Origin of the sequence: Herbaspirillum camelliae (genome assembly GCF_001929405.1) — a bacterium.
GTDB lineage: Bacteria > Pseudomonadota > Gammaproteobacteria > Burkholderiales > Burkholderiaceae_D > Herbaspirillum > Herbaspirillum seropedicae.
Genome location: NZ_KV880769.1, coordinates 2,939,180 through 2,963,827, shown reverse-complemented (window position 1 = coordinate 2,963,827; position 24,648 = coordinate 2,939,180). Strand labels below are relative to the sequence as shown.

22 protein-coding genes are annotated in these 24,648 nt (G+C 64.3%); 8 read left to right on the top strand and 14 right to left on the bottom strand.

What is annotated here, in order from left to right; genetic code table 11:
- Positions 1–35: 35 nt before the first annotated feature.
- Entirely contained in the window at positions 36–1,826 is a 1,791-nt protein-coding gene (locus BGK68_RS13175; protein ID WP_233149310.1) for a putative bifunctional diguanylate cyclase/phosphodiesterase, read from the bottom strand.
- A 37-nt stretch (positions 1,827–1,863) separates the two neighbouring features.
- A complete protein-coding gene (locus BGK68_RS13170) occupies positions 1,864–3,597 on the bottom strand; it encodes a methyl-accepting chemotaxis protein (RefSeq protein ID WP_075257475.1) in 1,734 nt (577 codons plus the stop codon).
- A gap of 236 nt (positions 3,598–3,833) precedes the next feature.
- Between BGK68_RS13170 and BGK68_RS13165 the strand changes: the two genes are divergently transcribed.
- The gene (locus BGK68_RS13165; protein WP_075257474.1) at positions 3,834–4,826 is read left to right on the top strand and encodes a MerR family transcriptional regulator; all 993 of its coding nucleotides are present in this window, start codon (positions 3,834–3,836) and stop codon (positions 4,824–4,826) included.
- Positions 4,827–4,894: 68 nt separating this feature from the next.
- Here BGK68_RS13165 and BGK68_RS13160 read toward each other — a convergent pair whose 3' ends face one another.
- Positions 4,895–6,622: a methyl-accepting chemotaxis protein gene (locus tag BGK68_RS13160; RefSeq protein ID WP_075259818.1), complete on the bottom strand. Its 1,728-nt coding sequence runs from the start codon at positions 6,620–6,622 to the stop codon at positions 4,895–4,897.
- 926 nt (positions 6,623–7,548) lie between these two features.
- Between BGK68_RS13160 and BGK68_RS13155 the strand changes: the two genes are divergently transcribed.
- A complete protein-coding gene (locus BGK68_RS13155; RefSeq protein ID WP_075257473.1) occupies positions 7,549–7,833 on the top strand; it encodes a hypothetical protein in 285 nt (94 codons plus the stop codon).
- A 9-nt stretch (positions 7,834–7,842) separates the two neighbouring features.
- Here BGK68_RS13155 and BGK68_RS13150 read toward each other — a convergent pair whose 3' ends face one another.
- The 9 genes from BGK68_RS13150 to BGK68_RS13110 all read right to left on the bottom strand — a co-directional run bounded on the left by BGK68_RS13150 (position 7,843) and on the right by BGK68_RS13110 (position 17,126).
- Complete coding sequence (locus tag BGK68_RS13150; RefSeq protein ID WP_075257472.1) at positions 7,843–8,619, bottom strand: class II aldolase/adducin family protein; 777 nt, start codon at positions 8,617–8,619, stop codon at positions 7,843–7,845.
- A gap of 39 nt (positions 8,620–8,658) precedes the next feature.
- Positions 8,659–9,711, bottom strand: a complete 1,053-nt coding sequence (locus BGK68_RS13145; RefSeq protein ID WP_075257471.1) for a ketopantoate reductase family protein — start codon at positions 9,709–9,711, stop codon at positions 8,659–8,661.
- Between the two features lie 17 nt (positions 9,712–9,728).
- The gene (locus BGK68_RS13140) at positions 9,729–10,478 is read right to left on the bottom strand and encodes an ABC transporter ATP-binding protein (RefSeq protein ID WP_013233373.1); all 750 of its coding nucleotides are present in this window, start codon (positions 10,476–10,478) and stop codon (positions 9,729–9,731) included.
- A complete protein-coding gene (locus tag BGK68_RS13135; protein ID WP_075257470.1) occupies positions 10,468–12,354 on the bottom strand; it encodes a branched-chain amino acid ABC transporter ATP-binding protein/permease in 1,887 nt (628 codons plus the stop codon). Before BGK68_RS13135 ends, BGK68_RS13140 begins: the two co-directional genes overlap by 11 nt.
- The gene (locus BGK68_RS13130; RefSeq protein WP_075257469.1) at positions 12,351–13,385 is read right to left on the bottom strand and encodes a branched-chain amino acid ABC transporter permease; all 1,035 of its coding nucleotides are present in this window, start codon (positions 13,383–13,385) and stop codon (positions 12,351–12,353) included. Before BGK68_RS13130 ends, BGK68_RS13135 begins: the two co-directional genes overlap by 4 nt.
- A 138-nt stretch (positions 13,386–13,523) precedes the next feature.
- A complete protein-coding gene (locus BGK68_RS13125) occupies positions 13,524–14,681 on the bottom strand; it encodes an ABC transporter substrate-binding protein (RefSeq protein ID WP_075257468.1) in 1,158 nt (385 codons plus the stop codon).
- A gap of 95 nt (positions 14,682–14,776) precedes the next feature.
- Positions 14,777–15,520, bottom strand: a complete 744-nt coding sequence (locus BGK68_RS13120) for an SDR family NAD(P)-dependent oxidoreductase (protein ID WP_013233369.1) — start codon at positions 15,518–15,520, stop codon at positions 14,777–14,779.
- Positions 15,521–15,522: 2 nt separating this feature from the next.
- Positions 15,523–15,894, bottom strand: coding sequence for a hypothetical protein (locus BGK68_RS13115; protein WP_075257467.1), 372 nt, complete (start codon positions 15,892–15,894; stop codon positions 15,523–15,525).
- 71 nt (positions 15,895–15,965) lie between these two features.
- Positions 15,966–17,126 carry an acyl-CoA dehydrogenase family protein gene (locus BGK68_RS13110; protein ID WP_075257466.1) on the bottom strand — a complete coding sequence of 387 codons (1,161 nt, stop codon included), beginning with the start codon at positions 17,124–17,126 and terminating at the stop codon, positions 15,966–15,968.
- 151 nt (positions 17,127–17,277) lie between these two features.
- Here BGK68_RS13110 and BGK68_RS13105 point away from each other — a divergent pair, with 151 nt between their 5' ends.
- The gene (locus BGK68_RS13105; protein ID WP_075257465.1) at positions 17,278–18,804 is read left to right on the top strand and encodes a PAS domain-containing sensor histidine kinase; all 1,527 of its coding nucleotides are present in this window, start codon (positions 17,278–17,280) and stop codon (positions 18,802–18,804) included.
- A gap of 19 nt (positions 18,805–18,823) precedes the next feature.
- Here BGK68_RS13105 and BGK68_RS13100 read toward each other — a convergent pair whose 3' ends face one another.
- Positions 18,824–19,015 carry a hypothetical protein gene (locus tag BGK68_RS13100; RefSeq protein ID WP_075257464.1) on the bottom strand — a complete coding sequence of 64 codons (192 nt, stop codon included), beginning with the start codon at positions 19,013–19,015 and terminating at the stop codon, positions 18,824–18,826.
- Between the two features lie 135 nt (positions 19,016–19,150).
- Here BGK68_RS13100 and BGK68_RS13095 point away from each other — a divergent pair, with 135 nt between their 5' ends.
- The gene (locus BGK68_RS13095; protein WP_075257463.1) at positions 19,151–20,209 is read left to right on the top strand and encodes a porin; all 1,059 of its coding nucleotides are present in this window, start codon (positions 19,151–19,153) and stop codon (positions 20,207–20,209) included.
- Positions 20,210–20,288: 79 nt separating this feature from the next.
- Here the strand turns inward: BGK68_RS13095 and BGK68_RS13090 are convergent, their stop codons facing one another.
- Positions 20,289–21,218, bottom strand: coding sequence for a LysR family transcriptional regulator (locus tag BGK68_RS13090; protein ID WP_075257462.1), 930 nt, complete (start codon positions 21,216–21,218; stop codon positions 20,289–20,291).
- Positions 21,219–21,438: 220 nt separating this feature from the next.
- Here BGK68_RS13090 and BGK68_RS28525 point away from each other — a divergent pair, with 220 nt between their 5' ends.
- The 4 genes from BGK68_RS28525 to BGK68_RS13075 all read left to right on the top strand — a co-directional run bounded on the left by BGK68_RS28525 (position 21,439) and on the right by BGK68_RS13075 (position 24,598).
- Positions 21,439–21,561 (top strand): hypothetical protein, encoded by a 123-nt coding sequence (locus BGK68_RS28525; RefSeq protein WP_267889709.1) that lies wholly within the window; start codon positions 21,439–21,441, stop codon positions 21,559–21,561.
- A complete protein-coding gene (locus BGK68_RS13085; RefSeq protein ID WP_075257461.1) occupies positions 21,558–22,724 on the top strand; it encodes an amidase family protein in 1,167 nt (388 codons plus the stop codon). Before BGK68_RS28525 ends, BGK68_RS13085 begins: the two co-directional genes overlap by 4 nt.
- A gap of 81 nt (positions 22,725–22,805) precedes the next feature.
- Positions 22,806–24,092 carry an aromatic ring-hydroxylating oxygenase subunit alpha gene (locus BGK68_RS13080; RefSeq protein WP_075257460.1) on the top strand — a complete coding sequence of 429 codons (1,287 nt, stop codon included), beginning with the start codon at positions 22,806–22,808 and terminating at the stop codon, positions 24,090–24,092.
- Positions 24,093–24,097: 5 nt separating this feature from the next.
- Positions 24,098–24,598, top strand: coding sequence for an aromatic-ring-hydroxylating dioxygenase subunit beta (locus BGK68_RS13075; RefSeq protein WP_075259817.1), 501 nt, complete (start codon positions 24,098–24,100; stop codon positions 24,596–24,598).
- Positions 24,599–24,648: the final 50 nt, after the last annotated feature.

Genomic DNA, 24,648 nt, shown 5'->3' with positions numbered 1-24,648 from the left:
GCGCGCACTGATACAGCGCTGCCCCAAAGCCGCCGCTACTGGCGCGCCCCGATCCAGTCCCAGCAATCGGCAGCGTTCATGGGCCGGGCAATGCCAAAGCCCTGTCCGAAGTCACAGCCCAGATGCTGGAGGATGCGCCGGGTCTTTTCGTTTTCCACCCCTTCGGCCACGACCGCGAAACCCAGCCGCTGGCCTAGATGGATCATCGATGGCACGATCTGCTGGTCGGAGTAGTCGCTTTCCATGCGCAGGATGAAGGACTGGTCCAGCTTCAGGTAATCGGCCGGAATATGCTTGAGATAACTGAGGTTGCTGAAGCCCGCACCGAAGTCATCGATAGCCACCTTCACCCCCAGCCGCTTGATTTCCTGGATGCGGCCATAGAGCTTTTCCGGATTGCGGCTCATCGCACTCTCGGTGAATTCGATCTCGATCAGCCCGGCCGGAATACGGTGCTGCTCCAGCAAGCGTCCCAACAGCTGCAGCAGGTCGTCATTGTCGAAGTCGCGCGCCGAGACGTTGATGGCCACCGGGATGGCCACGCCGCGCCGCGCCCAGGCGGTGGCCTGCTCGATGCCCCGTTGCAGCACCCAGAGCGTCACCTGGCGGATCAGCGCAGTCTTTTCGGCCAGCGGGATGAACAAGGCCGGCGAGATCACCCCATGGACCGGGTGACGCCAGCGCAACAGCGCCTCCACCCCCGCGCAGCGACCCGTGGACAAGGACACCTTGGGCTGGAACTCCAGCCACAGCTGGTCCGTGCTCAGCAAGGCTGCCGGAATCGAGGAGAGCAATTCGAAACTGTGCTTTTGCATCTGCCCCAGCGGCTGCTCATACTGGCATTGCAGATGGCCGTCCGCGCGCGCCACGTCAGCCGCCGTCAGCAGCGACGGCACCAGCTCCGCCGCATCCGGACACTGGCTCAGCGGCACGATGCCCACCGAGACTTCCAGATGATGCGGAATGCCCTGGTGCTCGACCGTGGCCGCGAAGGCCTGACGAATACGGTCGGCCTGGGCCTGCCAGCGATCGCATCGGTCCAGGTAGGCGAAGGTGGTGGCGCCGATGCGATAGAGCGCCATGTCGCCCAGCGCCTGGCACAGGCGCTCCTTGGCCTGGATCAGGAAACCCTCTACGTAATCCCAGCCCAGCGCCTTGACCATGTCGGTCAGGTAGGTATGGTCACAGACATCCACCGCCACCGCCGCCAGACGCTGCGGCAGCTCATCGAGCCCGGCCAGCCCGGCGGTGTGCGCCTGCATGAGCTGGACGTCCGCCACCAGCCGGCTGCGATTGGGCAAGGAGGTGAGACTGTCCACATAGCTGCCCATGCGCAGCATGTCCAGGCGCGCCATCACGATGGCGGCCAGACGTTCCAGCCTGTCCTGATCGACCTCGCTGAATTGGCTGCGCGGTGATTTGCCGATCAGGCACAAGGTTCCCAGGGCCACGCCATCGGCCGTGCGCAGCGCGGCTCCCGCATAGAAGCGGATGCCAGGCTCGCCCAGCACCAGTGGATTGTCGGCGAAGCGCTCATCCTGGCGGGCATCGGCAATGACCATCGTGCGCGCCTGCACGATGGCATGCGCGCAGAAGGATTGCGAGCGTGGCGTACCCGGTGCGTCCAGACCCTGGCGCGACTTGAACCACTGGCGATGCTCGGCCACCAGCGAGACCAGCGCGATCTCGACATCGAACAATCGCGTCGCCAGTTCGGTGATCATGTCGCACAGGGGATCGGGCTGGGTGTCGAGCAGGCAGTAGGCATCGAGCACGGCCAGGCGCTGCTGCTCGGCAGCATCGAGCGGCAGCGGGGGTATCAGCAAGGGTGACTGTTTCAGGAGATCAGTATGCATGTAAGCCTTAGAAGGTGACCCATTCATCGGCATCGGCCGAACTCAGACGGCTGCCCGAAGCGGGCGCCGGTTTCATCGGACTGGCCGGCGAGGGCAGCCTGGACGAGCGCGTCGCAGGCGTCGCAACGGATCTGGGCGCTGCGACACTGTCCGGCGCGACCTCGGGTGCGGCCTCCAGCGCCTGGCCAGCGTCCAGACGGAACACGCTGACCGCCTGCGCCAGTTCCTGCGCCTGCTCCTGCAGCGATTGGGAAGCCGCAGCCGCCTGCTCCACCAGGGCCGCATTCTGCTGGGTCACCTGATCCATCTGGCCCACCGCCTGGCTGACCTGCTCGATGCCCGAACGCTGCTCTTCCCCCGCAGCGGTGATCTCATTGATCATGTTGGTCACGCGCTGCACGCTCTCGACGATCTCGCGCATGGTGTCGCCGGCCTCATTGACCAGCACGCTGCCAGACTCGACCTTGGCCACCGAATCGCTGATGAGGGCCTTGATCTCCTTGGCCGCCGCCGCCGAACGCTGGGCCAGGCTGCGCACCTCGCTGGCCACGACCGCAAAGCCGCGCCCCTGCTCGCCGGCGCGCGCTGCTTCCACCGCCGCGTTCAAGGCCAGGATGTTGGTCTGGAAGGCAATGCCATCGATGACGCTGATGATGTCCACGATCTTGCGCGAGGAATCATTGATCTCTTCCATCGTATCGACCACCCGGCTGACCACCCCGCCGCCGCTGCTGGCAATGTCGGAAGCAGCCAGCGCCATGCGGTTGGCTTCGCGGGCGTTGGCGGTGTTCTGCCGCACCGTGCTGGTCAGTTCTTCCATGGACGAGGCGGTCTCTTCCAGCGAGCTGGCCTGTTGTTCGGTACGCGAGGACAGGTCCAGGTTGCCGGTAGCGATCTCGGAAGAAGCCGTGGCGATCATGTCGGTGCCGCGACGCACGCCGGAGACGATGCGCACCAGGCTTTCATTCATGTCCTTGAGCGCGCCCAGCAATGCACCGGTCTCATCCCGCGAGCGCACCTCGATGCGCGCGGTCAGGTCGCCCGAGGCGACCCGGCGCGCCAGTTGCACCGCCAGCGCCAGCGGACGGGTGATATTGTTGGCCAGCCACCAGGCCAGCAACATGGCCAGTACCAGGGCAATGGCGCCACCGCCGATGAGGGTGGTCGCGGTGACCGAGCTGAGCGCAGCGGCTTCATCGGCGCGCTCTCCCAGCAGGGCCGACTCCATATGGTCCATATCATTGAGCAGCACACGCATGCGATCCATCTGGCTCTTGCCCTTGCCGGCCTGCTCGAAGGCAACCACAGCGGCCATCTGCTCGCGCCCTTCACGCACCTCGCGGCGCAGGGTGATCGCAGGGTCTACCGCCGAACTTATCCAGCGCTGCGCGCTGTCGGAGAGCTCCTGCAGGCGCTGCTGCTGCAAGGCGTTGTCTGTGGTGAGGGCGCGGGCTTTTTCCAGCGCGCTCTTGAAGGTGCTCAGGCCCAGGTGATAGGGTTCCAGCGAGGCATCCACGCCGGTGAGCGAAAAGCCGCGCTGGCCGGTTTCAATGTTGATCAGGCTCACAGCCATGACGCGCAGCTGTGCGCGCACTTCATAGCTGTGCACATTGAGCTCGTTGGCCGCGCCCAGGCGCGCAAAATTGGTATAGGCCATGCTGACCAGGATGACGAGGATGGCGGCGACCAAGCCAAAGCCCATGTACAGCCGGGTACCGATTTTCAGGTCCGCAAGTTTCATGACGGTTCTTTCTTGTTGTAGTGGATGCAAGGTTTCTCTGTGAGCCAGCCGGGGCGGCCGGTCTTTATGTCAGACAAACACGGCACAATCGTACAAATACGTGACATACTCACTCAAAAAATCGCGGAACATATCGTATCGCCGTTTTGTCTATCCGCAATTATCGATATGTACCGCTTTTGAACGGGTACACATAAGAAAAATCCGTACTTTCTAAAATTTTTTCTATTACCAATATGACAACCAATTCATATCCCGATCCCGACGAGCTCAACGAACTGCCGCTGCTGCGCCCCGGCGCGGTAGCCCGCCAACTGGGCATGTCGGTGGAGACCCTGCGGGCCTGGGAAAACCGTTACGGCCTGACCTCTTCGCATCACAGCGGCGGTGGCCAGCGGCTTTATTCGCAGGAGGATGTGCAGCGGCTGGCTCACATCAAGCACCTGGTGGACGAAGGACATCGGATCGGCCAGTTGGCAACCTTGCCGCTGGAGGCGCTCAAATCCCTGGACCAGAGTCCGGACGCCGCCGAGCCTGCCGACGCAGCAACCCTGGCCGGCCTGCGGCTGGTGCTGGCCGGCCCCTGGATCAGCAGCACGGCGTGCGTGGAGGCGCTGCGCCGGCAACAGGCCAGCGTCAGCAGCGCGGTCCAGGATCTGGAAGAACTGAGACTATCCAGCCTGGGCCTGGACACCGGTGTGGAGCTGCTGCTGGTGGAAAGCACGGTGCTGGACCCGGGCCTGGGCAGCAGGATGGACAGCGTGCGGCGCAGCTTCGCCAGCGCCCGCGTCGTCGTCCTCTATCGCTTTGGCTCGCCGGAGATGGTGGCGCGGCTCACCCAGGCCGGCCATCAGCTGGTGCGCAAGCCCATGGACGGCATCGATCCGGCCTGGCTGTGCGAACTGATACGACGCCTGGACCTGCCGCCCGGCGAGGTACAGAAGGACAGCCCCGCCGTACCCGCCCCGCGCTTCAGCGAAGCCGAACTGGCGCAGGTCTCGCAAGCCTCGACGCGCATGCAGTGCGAATGCCCGCGCCACCTGGCCGAACTGTTGACCGCACTGGTCGGCTTTGAACGCTACAGCCGCCAGTGCGAGGACGAATCCGAAGAAGAAGCCGCCCTGCACCGCGAGCTATGCCTGGCCGCTGGCCGCGCGCGATTGCCGCTGGAAGACGCCTTGCAGCGGCTGGCCCAGGTCAAGGGCATCAGGCTGCCCTCGGACCAATAAAAAAGCGCGCCGCAAGGGCGCGCCGGATGTTGCATGAGTCCGCCTCGCAGCGGACTACTCGGGATTGCTCAGAACTGCTCCCACTGTCCATCGGCCAGGGCGGCCTGGGCTACCGGCTGGGCCGCCGGGATGGACTTGGCCGGTGCACTGGTGCGCGTGACCGGCTTGCGCGCCAGCACTGGACGGGCCGGCGCGACATGCGCACTGCGCTGCACCGGCGCGAGCGACGGCGAGGGCTGGCGCGCGTGGTCGTCGCCGAGACGGAAGATGCCCACCGTTTCCGACAGCCGGCCCGACTGTTCCTGCAGGGACTGCGCCGCCGCGGCAGCCTGCTCGACCAGCGCCGCATTCTGCTGCGTCACTTCATCCATCTGCACGATGGCTTGATTGATCTGCTCGATGCCATCGCTCTGCTCACCGCTGGCCGCGGTGATCTCGGCGACCACATCGGTGACGCGCTTGACGCTGGCGACCACTTCTTGCATCGTCGCCCCGGCCTGGCCGACCAGGCGGCTGCCGCTTTCCACGCGTTCCACCGACGCGTCGATCAAGGTCTTGATTTCCTTGGCCGCCGCCGCGCTGCGTTGCGCCAGCGTGCGCACTTCCGACGCCACCACCGCAAAGCCGCGCCCCTGCTCGCCGGCACGCGCCGCTTCCACCGCTGCGTTCAAGGCCAGGATATTGGTCTGGAAGGCGATGCCATCGATGACGCTGATGATGTCCACGATCTTGCGCGAGGCATCGTTGATCTGTCCCATGGTCTGCACCACTTCACCGACCACGCTGCCGCCCTGGATGGCGACCTGCGAAGCGGTCTCGGCCAGGGTATTGGCCTGGCGTGCGTTGTCGGCGTTCTGGCGCACGGTCGAGGTCAGCTCTTCCATCGCCGAAGCGGTCTCTTCCAGCGCCCCGGCCTGCTGCTCGGTGCGCGAGGACAGGTCGAGGTTGCCGGTAGCGATTTCCCTGGAGGCGGTATTGATGGTGTCGGTACCGGCGCGCACCTCAGCGACGATGCGGTGCAGGTTGTCATTCATCGACTTGAGCGCGCCCAGCAAGGCGCCGGTCTCATCGTTGGAAGTCGCGTCGATCTGCACCGTCAGGTCACCGGCCGCCACGGCGGTAGCCACCTGCACGGCTTCATTGAGGGGCCGGGTGATGGAGCGCGTGATGAGCATGGCGCACAAGGCCGACAACAGCACGGCCACGCCCGAGAGCAGCAGCATGATGTTGATGGCCGAACTGGAAGCGGCAGTGGCGCGCTCCACGCTCTTGTCCATCAAGGAGGCCTGGAATTTCACCATGTCCTCCACTGCAGCAAAATATTTATCCTGCACACCGATGGTCTTGTCGAACAGATGGGCAATGGCCTCATCGCGCTTTTGCTGGTGGATCAGCTCGACCACCTTGACGCGCTCCTTCGTGTAGTCGGCGCGGGCTTGCTTGAGCGCGCCCATCAGCTCACTTCCCTTAGGTGTATTGAGGCGCTTTTCCAGCTCCGCCAGATGCTGGCCCACCTGGCTGGTATAGGTGTCCATGCGGTCGAGGTACTTCTTCTGCTCCTCCGGATTGCGCGCCATGATGGCATTACGCAGGCTGCGCGCGCCGATGTTGACCTTGTCATTGATCTGTGTGCCCAGCGCAACCTTCACGTAGCGGTCGTTGACGATCTCATCGGTCGCATCGCTCACCATCATCAGGTTCTTCACGCCCACTCCCGCAATCACGCACATCACCACGATCAACGCAGCAAAACACGCCCCCAGCCGCACACTGATCTTCATATCCGAAATTTTCATCATCGCCCCCTGTTGAGTGGTTTACTCCGCGTGGTCGCGAAGTTGAGTCCGATTCCGGACCCGACGCCCCAACTCTAAACGATTTATTCATTAAATTCGATAAATATGTTTTTATATGAGGTTTAGCGAGGCATTGCCGCCACAGCTTGTCGGAAGGGCAAGCAGCCGACCTGATGATTCCACCGGGAAATCCGGCCATATAAGGGCCAACGCGCGATTCAAATAACATCAGCGCCTGTCTGCGCGGCAGCAGTCACCTGACAGCAGCGAGCCTTGCCCGGGCAAAAGACATCACAATAAATTGATATATTTGATATAAACAGTAAAGAACACCACCACAGCACCAGGCGACGGGAAAATGGAATAGCCTTTGGATACTGAGCGCTGCGAATTGATAGGCAATCAGCGGGACGAAGGTGAGCGCGGACAGCAAACCCGCGAAAAATAGAAATCCTTCCATTGAGCAAGTCCAGCAGGGACCGGAGACTGACGCCCTCACCGCTGGGGCGCTGCATGATCGACCGGAGCTGAACTCGGCGCTGAGAAATTCAGAAGAGCGGCTATCAGCTCATCGCGAGCTTGGGGACAAAAGGATGCATACGATGACTCAGTGGAAAGGAATGCCTAGACCATGGCTATTGGGGATCATCACCAGCATCTTGCTTCACGCCGGGGGCGTCGTCTTTATCGCCCATCAATCCCTTCCAGGTCAGCGCGATATCGACGATCCGCGTCCCCTGACCGGCATCCTGTATGTCCAGCCAAGACCATCCATGCCATCGCCCTCCCCGCTCCCTCCTGCAAATGCAAAGCCTCCGGCCACCAGGCCACGCTTGGCCCCGCGACCTGCCAACCACGCTGCTGAAGCAGCGGCGCAGTCGTCCAGCGAGGCAGCGCTTGCAAGCAGGCCTCAGAAGAGCGATGGCATGGCTGCGGGCAACCATGATCTGCCCCCAGCGCCGACGGGTGGGCAGGATACCGGCCTGGTGCTGACCTTGCCTGCCAATGCCAGCAAGGCCAGAGGCTTGCACCCGAACAGCAACATGGCCGATCCCGCCGACCGCAAGCTGACTCTCTCCAGGCCAAAGGATGTCCTGGCGGAAGGCATCAAGGAGGCGGCCATCCCCGACTGCCTGAGCGAGAACCAAGCGGGCGGCTTGCTTGCGCTACCGGGCATCCTGTACCGGGCCGCCAGCGGAAAATGCAAGTAGCTTGCGCCGTCAATTCACCTGATAAAGCCCCTTCAACATCTTGCGCACGATCGCCTCAAAGAAGATCACCGCAAACCCGTCATTGCGAATGAGCTGCTGCGTCAGGTCCGCGCATTTCTGCCGCACGTCGTCCTGCAAGACCTGATCCTCGCCCCCCATGGATCGACCCGCCACCTGGATCTCTGCGGCGCGCTGCACCGTCCACAGCAGGAAGAAGGCGCGCTCGATATCGCTCTCGCACACCGCTACCCCATGGTTGCGCAAGACCAGGATGTGCTTCTCGCCCAGGCTTTGCAGCATGCGCTGCTTTTCCTCGGCAAACAGGGTGATGCCCTCGAAGTCGTGATAGCCGATGCGCCCGAACAGTTGCGCGCCGTAGAAGTCGTTGTGCGCGAAGCCGCTCTTCTTCATCGTCACCGCCGAGATCGGCGTGGTGTGCGTGTGGATCACGCAGCGCAGGTCATCGCGCGCGCCATGGATGGCGCTGTGCAGCGCGAATCCGGCGGGATTGGCCTTGTAGTCCGAGGGCTCGGCCAGTTGGCCATCCAGGCCGACCTTGAGCAGATTGGCCGGGGTCACTTCGTTGTAGTTCAGCGCAAAGGGATTGACCAGGTAATGATGCTCCGGCCCCGGCACGCGCACCGAAATGTGGTTGAAGATCATCTCGGTCCAGCCGAGGTAATCGACCAGGCGATAGCAGTGCGCCAGCTGGATGCGCAGCGCCCATTCCTCGTCGCTGCAATGGGCGGGCTGTACTGCCCCATAGCTGTATTGCATGATGTTCATCGATGTAACTCCTCCATCCTGTGAATCAGGTGAACGTGCTCAGGCAGCCCGCGCCGCCGGCTGCGGCGCTGCTGGTGTCTGCGGCGCTCTCTGTTGTTGCGCCGCTTCGCCGCGAAAGCGCGCCAGCGAAACGATGGCGCGGGTGATCGGCATCGGGATGGCGTAGCGCTCGGCCATCTCCAGCACCGCGTCGCCGATGGCCGCCAGCTCCAGTGGACGGCCGCGTTCCAGGTCCTGCAGCATGGAGGTGCGGAATTCCCCCATGGCCTCGCCCAGTTGCAGGAAGGTGAGCGGATCGATATCCACCCGCGCACCATGGCTGGAAGCCACCAGCAGGGTCTCGCGCATGATCTGGCTGACCACCTCGCGCAACTCCGGCAAGCCATACAACTGCTGCAGCGTGCCCTGCGTGATGACCGACAGGGGATTGGTGCTGATGTTGGCGATGATCTTGGTCCACAGCTTGTCGCGGATGCGGTCGGTGGCGCGGGCTTCGATGCCGGCCGATTCGACCGCAGCGCGCACGCGCAAGAGGCGCTCACTCATCTCGCCGGAAGGCTCACCCAGCACCATCAGATGCGGATTGACCGAGCGGATCACGCCGGGACTCTCCACCTCGGCGGTGATGAACAACACGCTGCCGATGATCTGCGCCAAGGGCAGCGCTGCGGCCAGCGCGCCCTCGGGATCGACGGCCTTCACGGTCTGGCCATCGAAGCGTCCGCCTTCGCGGTGGAAATACCACCAGGGCACACCGTTGTTGGTGGGAATGACCACCGTGTTCTCCTCTACCATCGGCGCGACCTGCGGCAGCAGGTCCGCCATGTCCTGGCTCTTGGCGCAGAGGAAGATCACATCCTGCACGCCGAACGAGGGCCGATGGTCGGCGGCTGGCCGGACGTGGGTGGTGCCGTGCAGGTCGTGCAGCGTCAGGCCGTGTTCACGAATGGCCTGCAGGGTCTGACCGCGCGCCAGCACGCTCACCTGATGGCCGGCGGCGGCCAGACGCACTGCCAGCGTGCCGCCGATGGCGCCCGCGCCGGCGATGCAGATGCGCAACGGGGCGGAAGAGGAAATGGAATCGTCGCTCATGGAAGGTCCCTGCCGGTTCAGCCTGCGAGCTTGTCCTGGTGCTTGCCGGACAAGCCCAGGTAAGCCTCGATCACGCGGCGGTCATGCGCCAGCTGGCTGGCCGGGCCGTGCATGCGGATCGCGCCGTTCTCCAGCACGTAGCCATAGTCGGCCACTTGCAGCGCGGCGCGCGCGTTCTGCTCCACCAGCAGGATGGACACGCCACGGCGGCGCAGCTCGGCGATGATGCGGAAGATCTCGCGCACGATCAGCGGCGCCAGGCCCAGGCTGGGTTCGTCCAGCATCAGCAGGCGCGGCTTGGCCATCAGCGCACGGCCCACCGCCAGCATCTGGCGCTCCCCGCCGGAGAGCGTGCCGGCCTGCTGGCTGCGGCGCTCGCGCAGGCGCGGAAAGAGCGTATAGACCTCTTCCAGCGTGGCGGCATGATCGCGCTGGCCGGTGCGGTAGCGCTGGAAAGCACCCAGCATGAGGTTGTCCTCGATGTTCATCTCGGCGAACAGCTCGCGCTTTTCGGGCACCAGGGTCATGCCGGCTGCGACCATCTCTTCCACTTCTGGCGAGTGGCGGATGGCGCCGTCGAAGGCCATCGCCCCGCGCGAGGGCAGCACGCCCATGATGGCCGAGAGCAGCGTGGTCTTGCCCGCGCCATTGGGGCCGATGACGGTCACGATCTTGCCCTGCTCCACCGACAGGTCGATGCCCGCGAGCACCTCGACCTTGCCGTAGGCCGCTGACAGGTCACGTACTTCCAATACCTTATTGCCCATGATGTGCTCCTGCCGCCATGGCGGTGTCGGGTTGCGCGGCGGTGCCGGCATCTTCGTCGCCCTCTTCGTCGGCCACGCCGAGGTAGGCTTCCAGCACCGCAGGATTGTTCTGGATGTCCTCAGGCAGGCCCTCGGCGATCTTCTGGCCGAAATCCATCACCACGATGCGGTCCACCAGTTCCATCACGAAGTCCATGTCGTGCTCCACCAGCAGGATGGCCATGCCCTCCCCGCGCAGCTTGCGCAGCAGTTCAGCCAGCGCCTGCTTCTCGCCCAGGCGCAGGCCGGCCGCCGGTTCATCGAGCAACAACAGGCAGGGATCGGCCGCCAGCGCCCGGGCGATTTCCAGGATGCGCTGCTGGCCCAGCGAGAGTGCGCCCGCCAGCTCGTACATCTGCGCCTTCAGCCCCACCCGCTCGATCTGGCGGGCGGCTTCGGCGAGGATGCGCGCTTCTTCCTTGCGGTCCAGGCGCAGCATCGACGCCAACACACCACGCTGGCCGCGCAGGTAAGCGCCGATGGCCACGTTCTCCAGCACCGTCATGCGCGGCATCAGGCGCACATGCTGGAAGCTGCGGCTCATGCCCAGCCCGGCGATGTGGCGCGAACCACGACCGGTGACCTCCTGCCCGCGGAATTGCACGCTGCCCGAGGTCGGCGTATCCACGCCCGAGATCTGGTTGAAGAGCGTGGACTTGCCCGCGCCATTGGGGCCGATCAGGGCCAGCACTTCACCGGCCATCACCTTCAGGCTCATGTTGTTGTTGGCCACCAGCCCACCGAACTTGCGGGTGACGCTACGCACGTCCAGCACCACTTCCTGCGGCGCGGGCATGGGACGGCGCGGCAGCGCCTCGGCCTGGGCATCGATCACCAGGCGGCGCGTGCGCACCGGGGCCAGCCGCGCCAGGTAAGGCCAGATGCCCTCACGCGAGCGCTGCAGCAACACCACGATCAAGAGACCGAAGACGATGGTCTCGAAGTTGCCGGAGCGGCCCAGCACCACCGGCAGCAGGCCTTGCAGCCATTCCTTGAGCACCACGATGAGGGTCGAGCCCAGCACCGCGCCCCACACATGGCTGGCCCCGCCCAGCACCGCCATGAAGAGATAGTCGATGCCAAAGCCCAGACCGAAGGGTGAAGGATTGACGAAGCGCTGCATGTGGACATACAGCCAGCCCGACAGCGCCGCCAGCACGGCAGCGATGACGAAGACCACGATGCGCATGCGCGCCGTGTTCACGCCCATGGCCTCGGCCATCACGATGCCGCCCTTGAGCGCACGGATGGCCCGTCCCTCACGTGAATCCAGCAGGTTGCGCAAGGCCGCCACGCCCAGCAGCACGGCCACCCAGATCAGGCCGAACATGGCGCGATCGGAGCCGAGTGTGACGCCAAAGAGGCTGATGGAGGGAATGCCCGACATGCCGGTCTGCCCGCCCATGCTCTCCAGCGTGCCGAAGATGAAGTACAGGCTGATGCCCCAGGCGATGGTGCCCAACGGCAGGTAGTGCCCGGAGAGCTTGAGCGTCACGCTGCCCACGGCAAAGGCCAGCAAGGCCGTCAGCAGCAACGCCACGGCCAGCGCCGGCCACGGCGACTGCAACCACAGCAGGGCCTCGGGCAGCGGCAACACCTTGGCCGAGAGCGCCGCCGAGAAGTAGGCCCCGAGCCCGACGAAGGCCGCCTGGCCAAAACTGGTCAGCCCCGCCACGCCGGTCAGCAGCACCAGTCCAAGCACCACCAGCGAGGCCAGGCCGATGTTGTTCAGCAAGGTCATGTAGAACGGCGGCAGCACGAATGGCGCCAGCGCCAGCAATACGATGAACAGGCCCAGCGCGACGCGCGGGGACAGCGAGAAGGCAGAGGTCTTCATTCTTCTTCCTCCACATGACGGGTGGTGAGAGAACGCCATAGCAGGATGGGAATGATCAGCACGAAGACGATGATTTCCTTGTAGGCGCTGGCCCAGAAGGTGGAGAAGGATTCGATCAGGCCGATGGCCAGCGCACCGGCGGCCGCCAGCGGATAGCTGACCAGCCCGCCGATGATGGAGCCGACGAAGCCCTTGAGGCTGATCAGGAAACCGGAGTCATAGTAGATCGTGGTGATGGGCGCGATGAGCACGCCCGACATCACCCCGATCAAGGACGCCAGCAGGAACATGGCCTTGCCCGCGAACACCGGCGAGATACCCATGAGCCGCGCCCCCATGCGATTGAGCGCAGCCGCCCGCAAGGCCTTGCCGTAGAGCGTGCGTTCGAACATCAGGAACAGGCCCACGATCAGCAGCAGCGATACGCAGATCACCCACAGCGCCTGGCTGGACAGGCGCAGGCTGCCCAGCTCCAGCGCCGCTTCGGTGAAGGGCGCGGTGCGCGCCCCTTCTGGACCGAACACCAGCAGCGCCACGCCCACCAGCGCCACATGCACGGCAATGGAAACGATCAGCAGCACCAGCGGCGAGGCCGAGGCAATGGGCTGGAAGGCCATGCGATACATCAACGGCCCCATCGGCACCAGCAACAGCAGCGTCATGGCGATCTGCACCAGCATGGGCATGGTGGCGAAGTTGACCGACAGCGCCACCCCGCCCACCACGGCGGCATAGGCCAGCTTGGCCGGCAGCCACAGGCTGGGACAGCGGCGGCTGGTGCGCCACATGTCGTAGAGATCGAGGGCACAGGCGCCCAGGCACATGGCCACCAAGAGCCAGGCCACCGTGAGCGGCTGGCCGTTCTGCATCATGCCCATGGTCAGTGCGCCGAAGGAGACGAATTCGCCCTGCGGAATCAGAAGGATACGGGTGACGGTGAAGACCAGGACGATGGACAGCGCCAACAGCGCATAGATGGCGCCGTTGGTGATGCCGTCCTGTCCCAGGAGCGCCACGATTTGGAGATTCATTGCGACTTCCTTGTGGAACCGGCGCGCTGCAGAGCAGCCAGAATAGCCAGGAGCGGCGCGCCAGGTTCGGGATGCGTGTGGAGAGGAAAAACTCCGCCGTCCTTGGTGGAGGCCAGGGCGGCGAAGGAAGCAGCGTTCTTATTGTTTGAGCAGCGCCCAGTTGCCACCCTTGACGGTGATCAGTTCGCGGCCACGTTCATCGAATCCGCTGTGGTCGGTCGCACTCATGTTGTAGACGCCCTGGGTACCCACCACTTCCTTGGTGTTTTCCAGCGCATCGCGCAGGGCGGCGCGGAATTCCTTGCTGCCCGGCTTGGCCTTGCGGGCGGCCACCGGAATGGCCTTTTCCAGCAGCAGGCCGGCGTCGTAGACATTGGCGCCGAAGGTGGCCGGCACGGCGTTGTACATCTTCTTGTAGGCCTCGATGTAGTCCATGGCGACCTTCTTGGAAGGATTGCTGTCCGAGATCTCCGGCAGCACCAGCATCAGGCTGGCCGCCAGGATCGTGCCTTCGACCTTGTTCTTGCCCAGTTGCAGGAAGGCCGGCAAGGCCGCGCCATGGGTCTGGTAGATCTTGCCCTTGTAGCCCTGGTCGAATAGCGTGGTCTGCGGCAGCACCGTGGCCGCGCCCGGTGCGGCCACCAGCACGGCATCAGGATTGGCGGCGACGATCTTCAAGCTCTGCGCGGTCACCGAGGTATCGGTGCGCTGGTAGCGCTCGTTGGCGACGATCTTGATGTTGTTCTTGGCGGCCAGGTCGGTGAAGACGCGCGCCCAGTTCTCCCCGAAGGGATCGTTGACGGCGATGAAGCCGGCGGTCTTGACCTTGGTCTTGACCATCTGGTCCACCAGCGCCTTGGCGATGAGGTCATCGTTCTGGGTGGTCTTGAAGACCCACTTCTTTTGCTCCGTCATCGGCAGCACCACTGCGGCCGTTCCCACCGGCGCAAGCAAGGGCACGCCGGCTTCGGCCACGAAGGAGATCACGCCCATGGCATTGGGCGAACCGCTGGGGCCGATGATGGCGTCGACGTTGTGTTCCGCGATGAGCTTCTTGATTTCGGTGACCGACTTGGTCGGATCGCTGGCGTCATCCAGCGAAATGTATTCCACCTTGAGATCGCCGATCTTGGTGGGCAGCAGCGGCACCGTATTCTTTTGTGGAATGCCCACCAGCGAAACCGGTCCGGTGGACGAGGTCACCACTCCGACCCTGACCTGGGCCAGGGCAGGAGGCATGGCCAGCGAACTCATCCCCAGTAGTACGGCAGCGGCAATCAGGCGTTTGTGCAGCATGTGTTTCTCCCTTGTTGGTGGCGAGGATGACGGGCTTTCCCGACGCGTCATCCATCTGGAACAGCAAATCGAGAGCAGCGCAAGACCGCTCGGCATCAACGCATGTACAGGCCGCCGTTGATGTCGAGACAGGCGCCGGTGGCCGACCCCGCCTCTGGCGAAGCCAGCAGCAGCACGGCGTCAGCGATGAAGTCCGGTTCGCCCAGGGCCTTGACCGGAATGGTGGCGATGGTCGCGGCCAGCTTGTCGGCCGGGACGATCTCGCGCACGATGGGCAAATCCAGCGGCCCCGGCGAGATCGCATTGACCGTCACGCCCGCACCGGCCAGTTCGCGTGCAAAGACCTTGGTCAGTGTCAGCACCGCGCCCTTGGCAGCGGCATAGTGCGCGCCCGTGGCGGTGCCGCCATTCTGGCCGGCCAATGAAGCGATGTTGATGATGCGGCCGTAGCCCCGGTCGGCGAAGCGTTTGCCGAACACCTGGCACGCAAGAAACGTGCCTTTCATGTTGATGGCGGTGACCTCGTCCCACTCCTCGGGAGTGATCTCCATGAGCGCCGCCACGCGTGAGCGGCCGGCATTGTTGACCAGCACCGCCGCCCCGCCCCAGCGCAGTTCGATGGCGTCGCAGGCGGCGATGAAGTCGGGCTTGCGACGCACGTCCAGCGCCAGCGGCATGGCCGTGGCGCCGCTGGCGTCGAGGCTGGCGGCCACCGCCGAGACCTGTTCGAGATCGATGTCCGCCAGCGCCACCTTGTAGCCGGCTGCGTGCATCTTGCGGGCGATGCTTTCCCCCAGGCCGCGTGCCGCGCCGGTGACCAGCGCAATCTTCTTGTCCATGATCAGGCGCCCTGGATGATCAGGGCGCGGCCCACCCGGGCTTCGATCTTGCCGTACTTCCACAGGCGGTGTTCGCCCACCATGGTGGTGCGGAACAGGTTGCAGGCCGCCACCACCGTGTCGAGGTCGGCCACGTCGGCCATGATGTAGAAGGTCCACGGCGCATCGTCGGACTTGCCCACCATCAGGCGGTCATCGTCCATGGTGCCCAGCACCTTGATGCCCTCCATGGTGGCCAGGGCGGTCATCATCTGGCCATAGGCCTGCCACACCGGACCGGTCTCGGTGGCGGGCAGGTCGAAGAAGTTCTGCGTGACGCCCACGCAGAAGAGGACGCGCAGCGGTTCTTTATCATTGCTGGGGACTTGGCTCATGGAGGCTCCGGGGTGATAACTGGGTAATCAGTAAATACGTAAAGGTACGCAAGAAGAAAGGACTCAGCGGCTTACAGGAAGCCCGGCATCGGTGGCACGCCCAGCGTGACCGCACCGGCGCCGTCATAGATGCCCTCGCCCAGGAAGGCATGCTGCTTGACCACGGCGGCATCGCGCAGGTAGCGCTGCAACGGGTGGTTGCTGTAGATCGCGGTGGTGCCGGCCAGACCGAACATGGCTTGGGTGACTTCATTGCCGACCTTGGCGATTTCCACGGCGGTCAGGCGCAACAGGCTGACCTGCTCGGGCGTGACCGGATTGCCGGCGAGGATGGAATTCCATACTTCGCCGGTGGCGTCATAGAGGAAGGCGCGCGCCGAGCGCAGCTTCGCTTCGGCCTTGGCCACTTCGATGCGCACGTAGGAACGGTCGGCCAGCTTGGGCGCCCCCGTGATGGCCACGCGCCCGCCCGACATCTGGTTGATCTCGTCGATGGCGGCGCGCGCCACGCCCAGGTTGACCACCGCCAGCACCTGCGCGGCATAGGCGATGGTGGGATAGCGATACAGCGGCTCATCGATGGTGGGCACGCCACCACGGATGAAGGTCCATTCCTCGGGGACAAATTGCTGTGACACCTTGAGGTCGTGACTGCCGGTGCCCAAGAGCCCCATGACCTCCCAGTTGTCGATGATCTCGACCTGTTCCGGCGGCAGCACGGCGGTGCGCGGCTTGGAGCCGGCCTGTCCGGGAACGGCCGCGCCAATGCCCACGCCGAGCACGTCAGCACCTTTGCTGCCGCTGGCGAACTTCCAGGTGCCATCGACGATCCAGCCGCCCTCGGCCTGGGTGGCCGGCTGGATCGGGAAGAGACCGCCGGCGAAGGTCAGGTCCGGTCCCTTGGCGTAGAGCTGGGCCTGGGTTTCCCTGGGCAGCGCGGCCAGGTAGACCGAGGCCGAACCGAAACTGGCGACCCAGCCCACGGAGGCGTCGGCTTCGGAAATCCTTTCGATCAATTGCAGAAAGCCCATGGGCGACATGCCGCTGCCGCCGAAGCATTGCGGCGTGGCGGCGCGATAGACGCCGGCCTTCTTCAACTGCGCGATGAACTCCTTGGGCACGAAGCGCTGGGCAGCGAACTCATCGCGGCGCGCGCGGATCTCGGCCAGCAGTGGAACCAGGGCGTCTTCTTCACGGACCGCCAGCGCGGCCGGTTTTTCCATCACGGACATTGCATTCTCCAGGTGGCTTGCATCAGAATGAAGTCGAGTGTAGGGAGCGGCGTATCCCGGTTCAATCGGGAGCGCTGCAGCTTTTTTAGGGGATGAGGATGAGTGCACTAAAGAAATCCCCTAGACGCCATGCCTGATCAACGAGACGCCCATGCCAGAACACACCGCCGCCCCCGAGGACGATCCCATCCGTTTTGGCCTCGATGATTTCCGCCGCATGATGGATGCGCTGCCCATGTGCATCATCCTGCATGACGCCCAGACCAAGTCCATCCTCTGGGCCAATCCTTCGGCCTGCCAGGTGCTGGGCTTTACGCTGGAAGAGCTGCTGCCGCTGAAGGCGCCGGACATGAGCCGGCAGTCGCACGAGTATCGCCGCGAGATCGGCCGCAAGTGGCTGCACGACGCCACGCTGCATGGCAGCAACATGGTGGAATGGTGCTACCGCGCCAAGAACGGCGAGGAGATCCTGTCCGAGGCGATCGCCATCCTGGTGCCGCTGACCGAACGCGATGTCATCATGGTGCAGTTCCGCAATATCGCCCGCGAGGAACAGATACGGCGCGAGATGAAGAAGCTGGAAAGCCGTCTCAAGGAATTCATGCAGGACTCCGACGAAGGCGTGGCGGTGCTGCGTCCCGATGGCGGCATCGAATATCTCAGCGATGCCGGGCGCAAGCTCTTGGGTGTACGACCCGGCCAGAACCCACCCAAGAATTTCGTCGAGCAATGCCTGCCCGATTCGCAGGAGGAATTGCTGGAGCTGCTCACGCTGGCGCTACCGGACGCGATCAGCTTCCCGCTGCGCTATCGCATCGCCCGCAAGGATGGACTGGTGCGCTGGCACCACGCGGTGTGCCGCTATATCGAGATCGAGAACGACCTCAAGGGCCATCTGCTGCACTTCCACGACATCACCGACCAGGTCGAGGCCGAGGAAGCGCGCCGCCGCGACCAGGCCGCGCTGGAATACCTGGCGCGCCACAACGCCATGGGCGAGATGGCCACCGCCATTGCGCACGAGCTGTCGCAACCACTGGCGGCGATCCGCAATTTCCTGGAAGGCTCGGTGCTGCGCCTCAATCACAGCGAGACCCTGCGCGAGCAGGCCGGCCAGATCATCTGGGGACTGGAGAGCGCCGGCCGCCAGGTCGACCATGCCGCCGCCATCATCAAGAGCGTGCGCGAATACGTGGTCAAGCTGGAGCAGAGCGAAGGCCTCATCGATCTCAATGAAGTGCTGGCCGAGGTGCGCTGGTTCATCGAGATGCGCGCGTCCGAAAGCCGGGTCCAGCTGGAGGTGCAGGCCAGTGAAGAAGCGCTGGTGGTGAGCTGCGAGAAGGTCCTGATCGGCCAGGTGATCCTGAACCTGGCCTTCAACGCCATCGAGGAAATGTCGCACTTCCCGCAAAGCCAGCGGCGCGTCTGCATCAGCCTTGCGCGCAAGGATCAGCAGGCGCTCCTGACGGTGGCCGACGAAGGGCGCGGCATCGATGCCGGCCATCGCGAGCGTCTCTTCGATGGTTTCTTTTCGTCCAAGGTCAGCGGCAACGGTATCGGGTTGGCGCTGTGCAAGAACATCATCGCGCGCCATCGCGGCGATATCTGGGCGCAGCCGGCGCAAGTGCGCGGCACGCGCTTCTGTTTCACGCTACCGTTGGTCCAGCGCCACAACTAAAGAATCCTTTATCCGCTCTTTACCCGCTCTTTACCCGCCGCCGCGCACGCGCCGCCTTGGTGATCGTGCGCACCTGCATGGTGCCTGCGCGCATGAATTCATTGCCTGCGCGTACCTTGATGCACCGGAGCAGAGAAAACGGCCCCTGCCTGGCGCGCGCATGAACCAGGCTTATTGCCGCTATCCGCTCTATCAATTTGATCTGACGCAAATGCGCTTCCTATGATGCCTGCACATGACACCCCACCGTCATGTCCGCCACGCAGTCCGGCAAGACCGCGTATCACAGCCAGCGGCCTGCTTCGCAGCGCCGCCAGCCATACAGCACACAGGGAGAGCTTGCTACATGAAGAAGACACTACTGGTCGCCGCGATGCTCGCGGGCGGCGCGACGACGGCGCATGCCCAGAGCAGCGTTACCCTCTACGGCCTGATCGACCTCGGCCTGACCTACTATTCCAGCGCGCCCAAGAGCGGCGGCGGTGGCGCCAGCCTGCTGCGCATGGATAGCGGCATCGCCCAGGGCAGCCGCATCGGCTTCAAGGGGACCGAAGACCTGGGCGGCGGCATGAATGCCTTCTTCACGCTGGAAACCGGCTTCGGCGCCGATGACGGCAGCCTGGGCCAGGGCGGGCTCCTGTTCGGCCGCCAATCCTTCGTCGGCCTGGGCAGTACGCAATGGGGTTCGCTCAGCGTGGGCCGCCAATACGATTTCATGGCCAACATCGGCGGCCAGTACGCCATGGGTGCATTGTCGCCGGCCGGTTCCTTCGGCTGGGGCCTGCATGCCGACGCGGCGCACGGCACGGCGCTGAACAACCACATCTATGCGGGGGATCGCACCAACAACTCGATCAAGTACAACAGCGCCAAGTTCGGCGGCTTCAGCTTCGGCGCGATGGTCGGCCTGGGCGAGACCGCCGGCAACAACAATGCCGGCCGCACCGTCAGCGCCACTGGTCAGTACGACAACGGTCCCTTCAGCGGCGCGCTGGCCTACACCGACATCAAGGACAGCACCGGCAGCTTCTCCACCCGCATCTATGGCGGCGGCGCGCGCTACCAGATCGGCGCCTTCACGCCCTTCGGCGTGATCACCCAGGTCAAGAACACCAATACCAGCGCCAAGGCCACCACCTATGAACTGGGTACGGTCTATGCGTTGACACCGCTGTGGGATCTGGCCGCCGCCTACCAGTTCCAGAAGCGCAACCAGGGCGTGGGCAATGCCCAGGCGCTGGTGGCCACGGTGGACTACAAGATCTCCAAGCGCACCGACCTCTACGTCGGCGCGGTCTATGACCGCGACAAGGGCTACAACGCCTATCCGGTCTTCGGCGGCGGCATCCAGTCCGCCACCGGCAACCAGACCGCGCTGCGCCTGGGCATGCGTCATCGCTTCTGACGCTGCTGCTGCAACAGAGCGCAGCACCAACGGCCCGCAGCAGCGCGGGCCGTTGGCCATGACGATGACTGCGGCAGCCTCAGCTGCTGCGACCGTATTGCTGCAGCAGGTCGATGACGATCTGGCGCAACCAGCTGTTGCCGGCGTCATGGTCGAAGGATTGGTGCCAGTGCAGCGTGACCTCGACCACGGGAATGTTGACCGGCAACTGGTAGGAGACGAACACCCCCGGATGTTCGCTATGGAAGAGCCGGGCGATGCGCGCCGGCACGGTGGCCACCAGGTCGGACTTGCCGAGGATGCGCGGCAGCACCGTGAAGTGCGGAATGGAAAGGCTGATGCGGCGCTGCACGCCCAGCTTCTGGAAGGAATTCTCGACCTGGTGGTGGCTGCTCTCGGCCGACTCCACCAGCACATGCGACATCGCCAGGAATTCATCGAGCTCCAGCCGGGCGCGCTGCGGCAGGCCATCGCGCTGGCGCATCAGGCAGACATAGGTTTCGCGGAACAGCAGTTCGTGACAGGTGACCGGCTTCAGGGCCGGCAAATTGCCGAAGGCAAAGTCGAGCTGCCCCGTGCGCAGCGCTTCTTCCAGATGGGCCGGCGCTACCTGCTCGACCTGCAGACGCACGTCCGGCGCCTGGGCCGTCAGGATTTCACACAGGTCCGGCAGGAACATCATCTCGGCCACATCCGTCATCGAGGCGCGAAACACCCGCGTGCTCTGGGCCGGATCGAAGCGCTCGGTATAGCGCAGCGCATCCTGCACGGCCTGCAAGGCCCGGTTGATGGGCTTGGCCAGTTCCAGCGCGGCCGGGGTGGGCTGCATGCCCTCCTTGGTACGGATGAACAGCGGGTCGTCGAAGATCTGCCGCAAGCGCCCCAGCGCATAGCTCACCGCCGGCTGCGACAGGTGCAGGCGGTTGCCCGCCAGCGTCAGGCTGCGTTCGTCGGCAATGGCCTGGAAGACGCGCAGCAGGTTCAGGTCCATGTTGTTGAAGGTCGCCATTGCAGTCTCCGGATGGGGTCGCTGGGGTCGCACGGGGCCTGAGCCCGATAAGGGAAAGCGGCCATTACTATCCATGCCGCTTATGAGAAAAATATTTTACATCAATTTGATCTATTTTAAGGCGACTTTTAAAATGCTTCACATCAGCCAGGGAAACCGCCTGCATCCCACGCCGGACGTGGATTTTCGGCCTGCAAGGCAACTTTTAGATGGATGCGCCATGACACCTCAGCCCAGTTCTTCCCCGCGCCAGCCCACCCCGCTGCGCAAGCGCAGCGGCCGCGCCGCCATCGCTGCCCTGCAGCAGCAGGCGCGCATCGCTTGCCTGGGAGCGGCAGGATGAACGCCACCGTCCCGCGCACCGTCCCCGGCACCGGCAACGCCCTGCTCTCGCGCTTTCACCTGGGCGGCAGCGGCCCCACGGCGGCCATCAAGGATTGCATCGACATCGCCGGCCAGCCCACCTGCGGCGGCAGCGCCGCACTGGCCGATGCGCCGCCGGCCAGCGCCCATGCCGACGTGGTCGCCGCGCTGCTCGAGGCCGGCTGGCAGATCACCGCGCGCGCCAACATGCACGAGCTGGCCTATGGCATGACCGGCATCAATGAGTGGAACGGCACCGCCGTCAATCCGCAAGATCCCACGCGCATGACCGGCGGCTCCTCCAGCGGCTCGGCCTCGGCGGTCGGCGCGGGCCTGGTGGATGTGTCCATCGGCAGCGATACCGGCGGTTCGATCCGCCTGCCTGCTGCCTGTTGCGGCGTGATCGGCTTGAAGCCCACCTTCGGGCGCGTCAGCCGCGCCGGCGCCTATCCAGCGCTCAGCAGCCTGGACTGCCTGGGACCGTTCGCGCGCAGCATGGACCTCATCATCAGCGCCATGGCCAGCATCACGCCGGGCTTTGACCGCGCCGCCGCCAGCACGCCCGCCGCCCATGCGCGTGTGAAGCTGGTCACGGTGCAAGCCGACGTCGAGATCGCCGAGGCCGTCGCCGCCGCCTTTGCCGCCAGCGGCTGGGAAGGTTCGCGCTGGACACCGCAGCACATGCAAGCCGCCTTCGAAGCCGGCATGACCCTCATCAACCGCGAGACCCACGATGCCTTCGGCCATCTGCTGGGCCTGGGCAAGCTGGGCGCCGATATCGAGAAACGCCTGTCGGCCGCAGCCAGCACCAGCGACGAGGCAGTCGCCCACGCCGAAGCCGTGCGCACGGCCTTCAGCGCAGAGATCGACGCCGCCCTGGCCGATGCCGACGCCCTGCTGCTGCCGACCCTGCCGTCGCTGCCGCCGACGCTGGAGGCGATCCGCCAGGGTGCCTCGGTACTGCTGCTGTCCTCGCTGGTGCGCCCCTTCAACCTGTCCGGCCACCCGGCGCTGAGCATTCCGGTGTCCATCGCCGGCAGCCCGCTCAAGGCTGGCCTGCAACTGGTCGGCCGCAAGGGTGAGGATGAACGCCTCTGCGCGCTGGGCCTGCATCTGGAACAGGTGCTCAAGCGCCTGCCCTGACGTAACAAGCACGTAAAAAGTACGTAACAAGCTCGCCACAAGATCAACACCGACAACGACAGCAAGCCATTGGAGAAAGCCATGAACGCACCGCTACGCTTCCACCCGCGCAAGACCGATTCATCCTATGCCGACCTGGTCCAGGATGCGGTGGTGGACCCTTCGCTCTACACCGATCCGGCCCTCTTCGAAGCGGAGATGGACAAGATCTTCTACAAGACCTGGATCTGGGTCGCCCATGAAAGCGAGATCAAGAATCCCGGCGACTTCAAGACCGCCCAGATCGGTCGCCAGCCGGTCATCGTGGTGCGCGACAAGAGCGGCAAGATCAACGTGCTGGAAAACCGTTGCCGCCATCGCGGCGCCACCGTCTGCGAAAAGCACAAGGGCAACGCCACCGGTTTCACCTGCCCCTACCACAGCTGGTCCTATGGCCTGGATGGCAAGCTGCGCGGCCTGCCCTATCCGGAAGGCTATGAAGATGTGATCGAGAAGGCCGACCTGCCGCTGCAAAGCCTACGCTGCGAAAGCTACCACGGCATGATCTTCGCCTCCTTCAACCAGGAGATCGAACCGCTGTCGGACTTCCTCGGCCACGCCAAGAAGTGGATCGACCTGTTCATGAAGCAGGGCGCGGGCTTCCCCATCAAGGTGCAGGGCGAGCACAAGTTCAGCTTCAAGGGCAACTGGAAGATCCAGCTGGAAAACACCACCGATGGCTATCACTTCCCGGTGGTGCACAAGACCTTCCTGTCGTCGGTGGATGAAGAGACCTCCGAGATGCTTTCCTTCATGACCGATGATCAATCCATCACCCGCTCGCTGGGCAATGGCCATAGCGTCATGATCATGGTGCCCGAGCACGTGGACCTGGATGTGGATGATGGCAGCGAGCAATTGCAGGAACGCTTTGCCCATGTGACCGAAGAGCTGTCCAAGACCATGCCGCCGGAGCAGGTGCGCCGCATCGTGCGTTCGCTGCATGGCGCGGGCTTCAACCTGAACCTGTTCCCCAATGTGGCCATGTCGATGTCCTTCTTCCGGGTGCTGCATCCGGTGTCGGTGGGCGAGACCCAGATCCGCCACGTCGCCCTGGGTATGGATGGCGGCCCCGAGATCGCCAACCGCGAACGCCTGCGCATCCATGAACACTTCCAGGGGCCGTTCGGCTTTGGCAGCCCCGACGACGCCGAAGCCTGGGAACGCGTGCAGGCCGGCTCCCACGCCGGCCGCGATGCGCCCATCCTGGTCAACCGCGGACTGAACCGTGAATGGGTGGACGACAACGGCGACAAGGTGTCGCACTCGACCGATGAAACCGGCATGCGCGAAGCCTATGCCATGTGGAAAAAGATGATGGAGAAGTGATCACCATGAGCCAACAAGACACCCTGCAAGGCATCCCCGCGCCGATGGCGCGCGCCATCGCCTTCATCTGGAAGGAAGCCGAATTGCTGGACCGCAAGGACTACGCCGCCTGGCAAGACCTGTGGACCGACGATGGCTACTACGTCGTGCCCATCGATCCCGAGACCACCGACTACGCCGCCACCCTGAACTATGCCTACGACAATGCCCACATGCGCAAGATCCGCATCGAGCGCCTGACCTCGGGGCATGCGATGTCGGCGGTCGATGCCGCGGCCACCGTGCGCACGGTCTCGCGCTTCGTGCCGGTGCACCTGTCGGAAGACCTGGTGGAAATCAGTTCGGCCCAGGTGCTGGTGGGCTACAAGCGCCAGCAGCACACGATGTTCGTAGCCAATGTCACGCACCGCCTGCGCTTCACGCCCCAGGGTCCGAAGATCGAGCAGAAGGTGATCCGCCTGATCAACTCCATGGACAGCCTCAACGCCCTGGGCTTCCTGCTCTGAACTGCCGCACCGCAATCCGACATCGAACCGACGAGTAACCGACGAGTATT

Coding starts and splice junctions, on each gene's coding strand:
- BGK68_RS13170 (WP_075257475.1), bottom strand. CDS start 3,597: ATGAAACTTGCGGACCTGAAAATCGGTACCCGGCTGTACATGGGCTTT.
- BGK68_RS13165 (WP_075257474.1), top strand. CDS start 3,834: ATGACAACCAATTCATATCCCGATCCCGACGAGCTCAACGAACTGCCG.
- BGK68_RS13160 (WP_075259818.1), bottom strand. CDS start 6,622: ATGAAAATTTCGGATATGAAGATCAGTGTGCGGCTGGGGGCGTGTTTT.
- BGK68_RS13155 (WP_075257473.1), top strand. CDS start 7,549: ATGGCTGCGGGCAACCATGATCTGCCCCCAGCGCCGACGGGTGGGCAG.
- BGK68_RS13150 (WP_075257472.1), bottom strand. CDS start 8,619: ATGAACATCATGCAATACAGCTATGGGGCAGTACAGCCCGCCCATTGC.
- BGK68_RS13145 (WP_075257471.1), bottom strand. CDS start 9,711: ATGAGCGACGATTCCATTTCCTCTTCCGCCCCGTTGCGCATCTGCATC.
- BGK68_RS13140 (WP_013233373.1), bottom strand. CDS start 10,478: ATGGGCAATAAGGTATTGGAAGTACGTGACCTGTCAGCGGCCTACGGC.
- BGK68_RS13135 (WP_075257470.1), bottom strand. CDS start 12,354: ATGAAGACCTCTGCCTTCTCGCTGTCCCCGCGCGTCGCGCTGGGCCTG.
- BGK68_RS13130 (WP_075257469.1), bottom strand. CDS start 13,385: ATGAATCTCCAAATCGTGGCGCTCCTGGGACAGGACGGCATCACCAAC.
- BGK68_RS13125 (WP_075257468.1), bottom strand. CDS start 14,681: ATGCTGCACAAACGCCTGATTGCCGCTGCCGTACTACTGGGGATGAGT.
- BGK68_RS13120 (WP_013233369.1), bottom strand. CDS start 15,520: ATGGACAAGAAGATTGCGCTGGTCACCGGCGCGGCACGCGGCCTGGGG.
- BGK68_RS13115 (WP_075257467.1), bottom strand. CDS start 15,894: ATGAGCCAAGTCCCCAGCAATGATAAAGAACCGCTGCGCGTCCTCTTC.
- BGK68_RS13110 (WP_075257466.1), bottom strand. CDS start 17,126: ATGTCCGTGATGGAAAAACCGGCCGCGCTGGCGGTCCGTGAAGAAGAC.
- BGK68_RS13105 (WP_075257465.1), top strand. CDS start 17,278: ATGCCAGAACACACCGCCGCCCCCGAGGACGATCCCATCCGTTTTGGC.
- BGK68_RS13095 (WP_075257463.1), top strand. CDS start 19,151: ATGAAGAAGACACTACTGGTCGCCGCGATGCTCGCGGGCGGCGCGACG.
- BGK68_RS13090 (WP_075257462.1), bottom strand. CDS start 21,218: ATGGCGACCTTCAACAACATGGACCTGAACCTGCTGCGCGTCTTCCAG.
- BGK68_RS28525 (WP_267889709.1), top strand. CDS start 21,439: ATGACACCTCAGCCCAGTTCTTCCCCGCGCCAGCCCACCCCGCTGCGC.
- BGK68_RS13085 (WP_075257461.1), top strand. CDS start 21,558: ATGAACGCCACCGTCCCGCGCACCGTCCCCGGCACCGGCAACGCCCTG.
- BGK68_RS13080 (WP_075257460.1), top strand. CDS start 22,806: ATGAACGCACCGCTACGCTTCCACCCGCGCAAGACCGATTCATCCTAT.
- BGK68_RS13075 (WP_075259817.1), top strand. CDS start 24,098: ATGAGCCAACAAGACACCCTGCAAGGCATCCCCGCGCCGATGGCGCGC.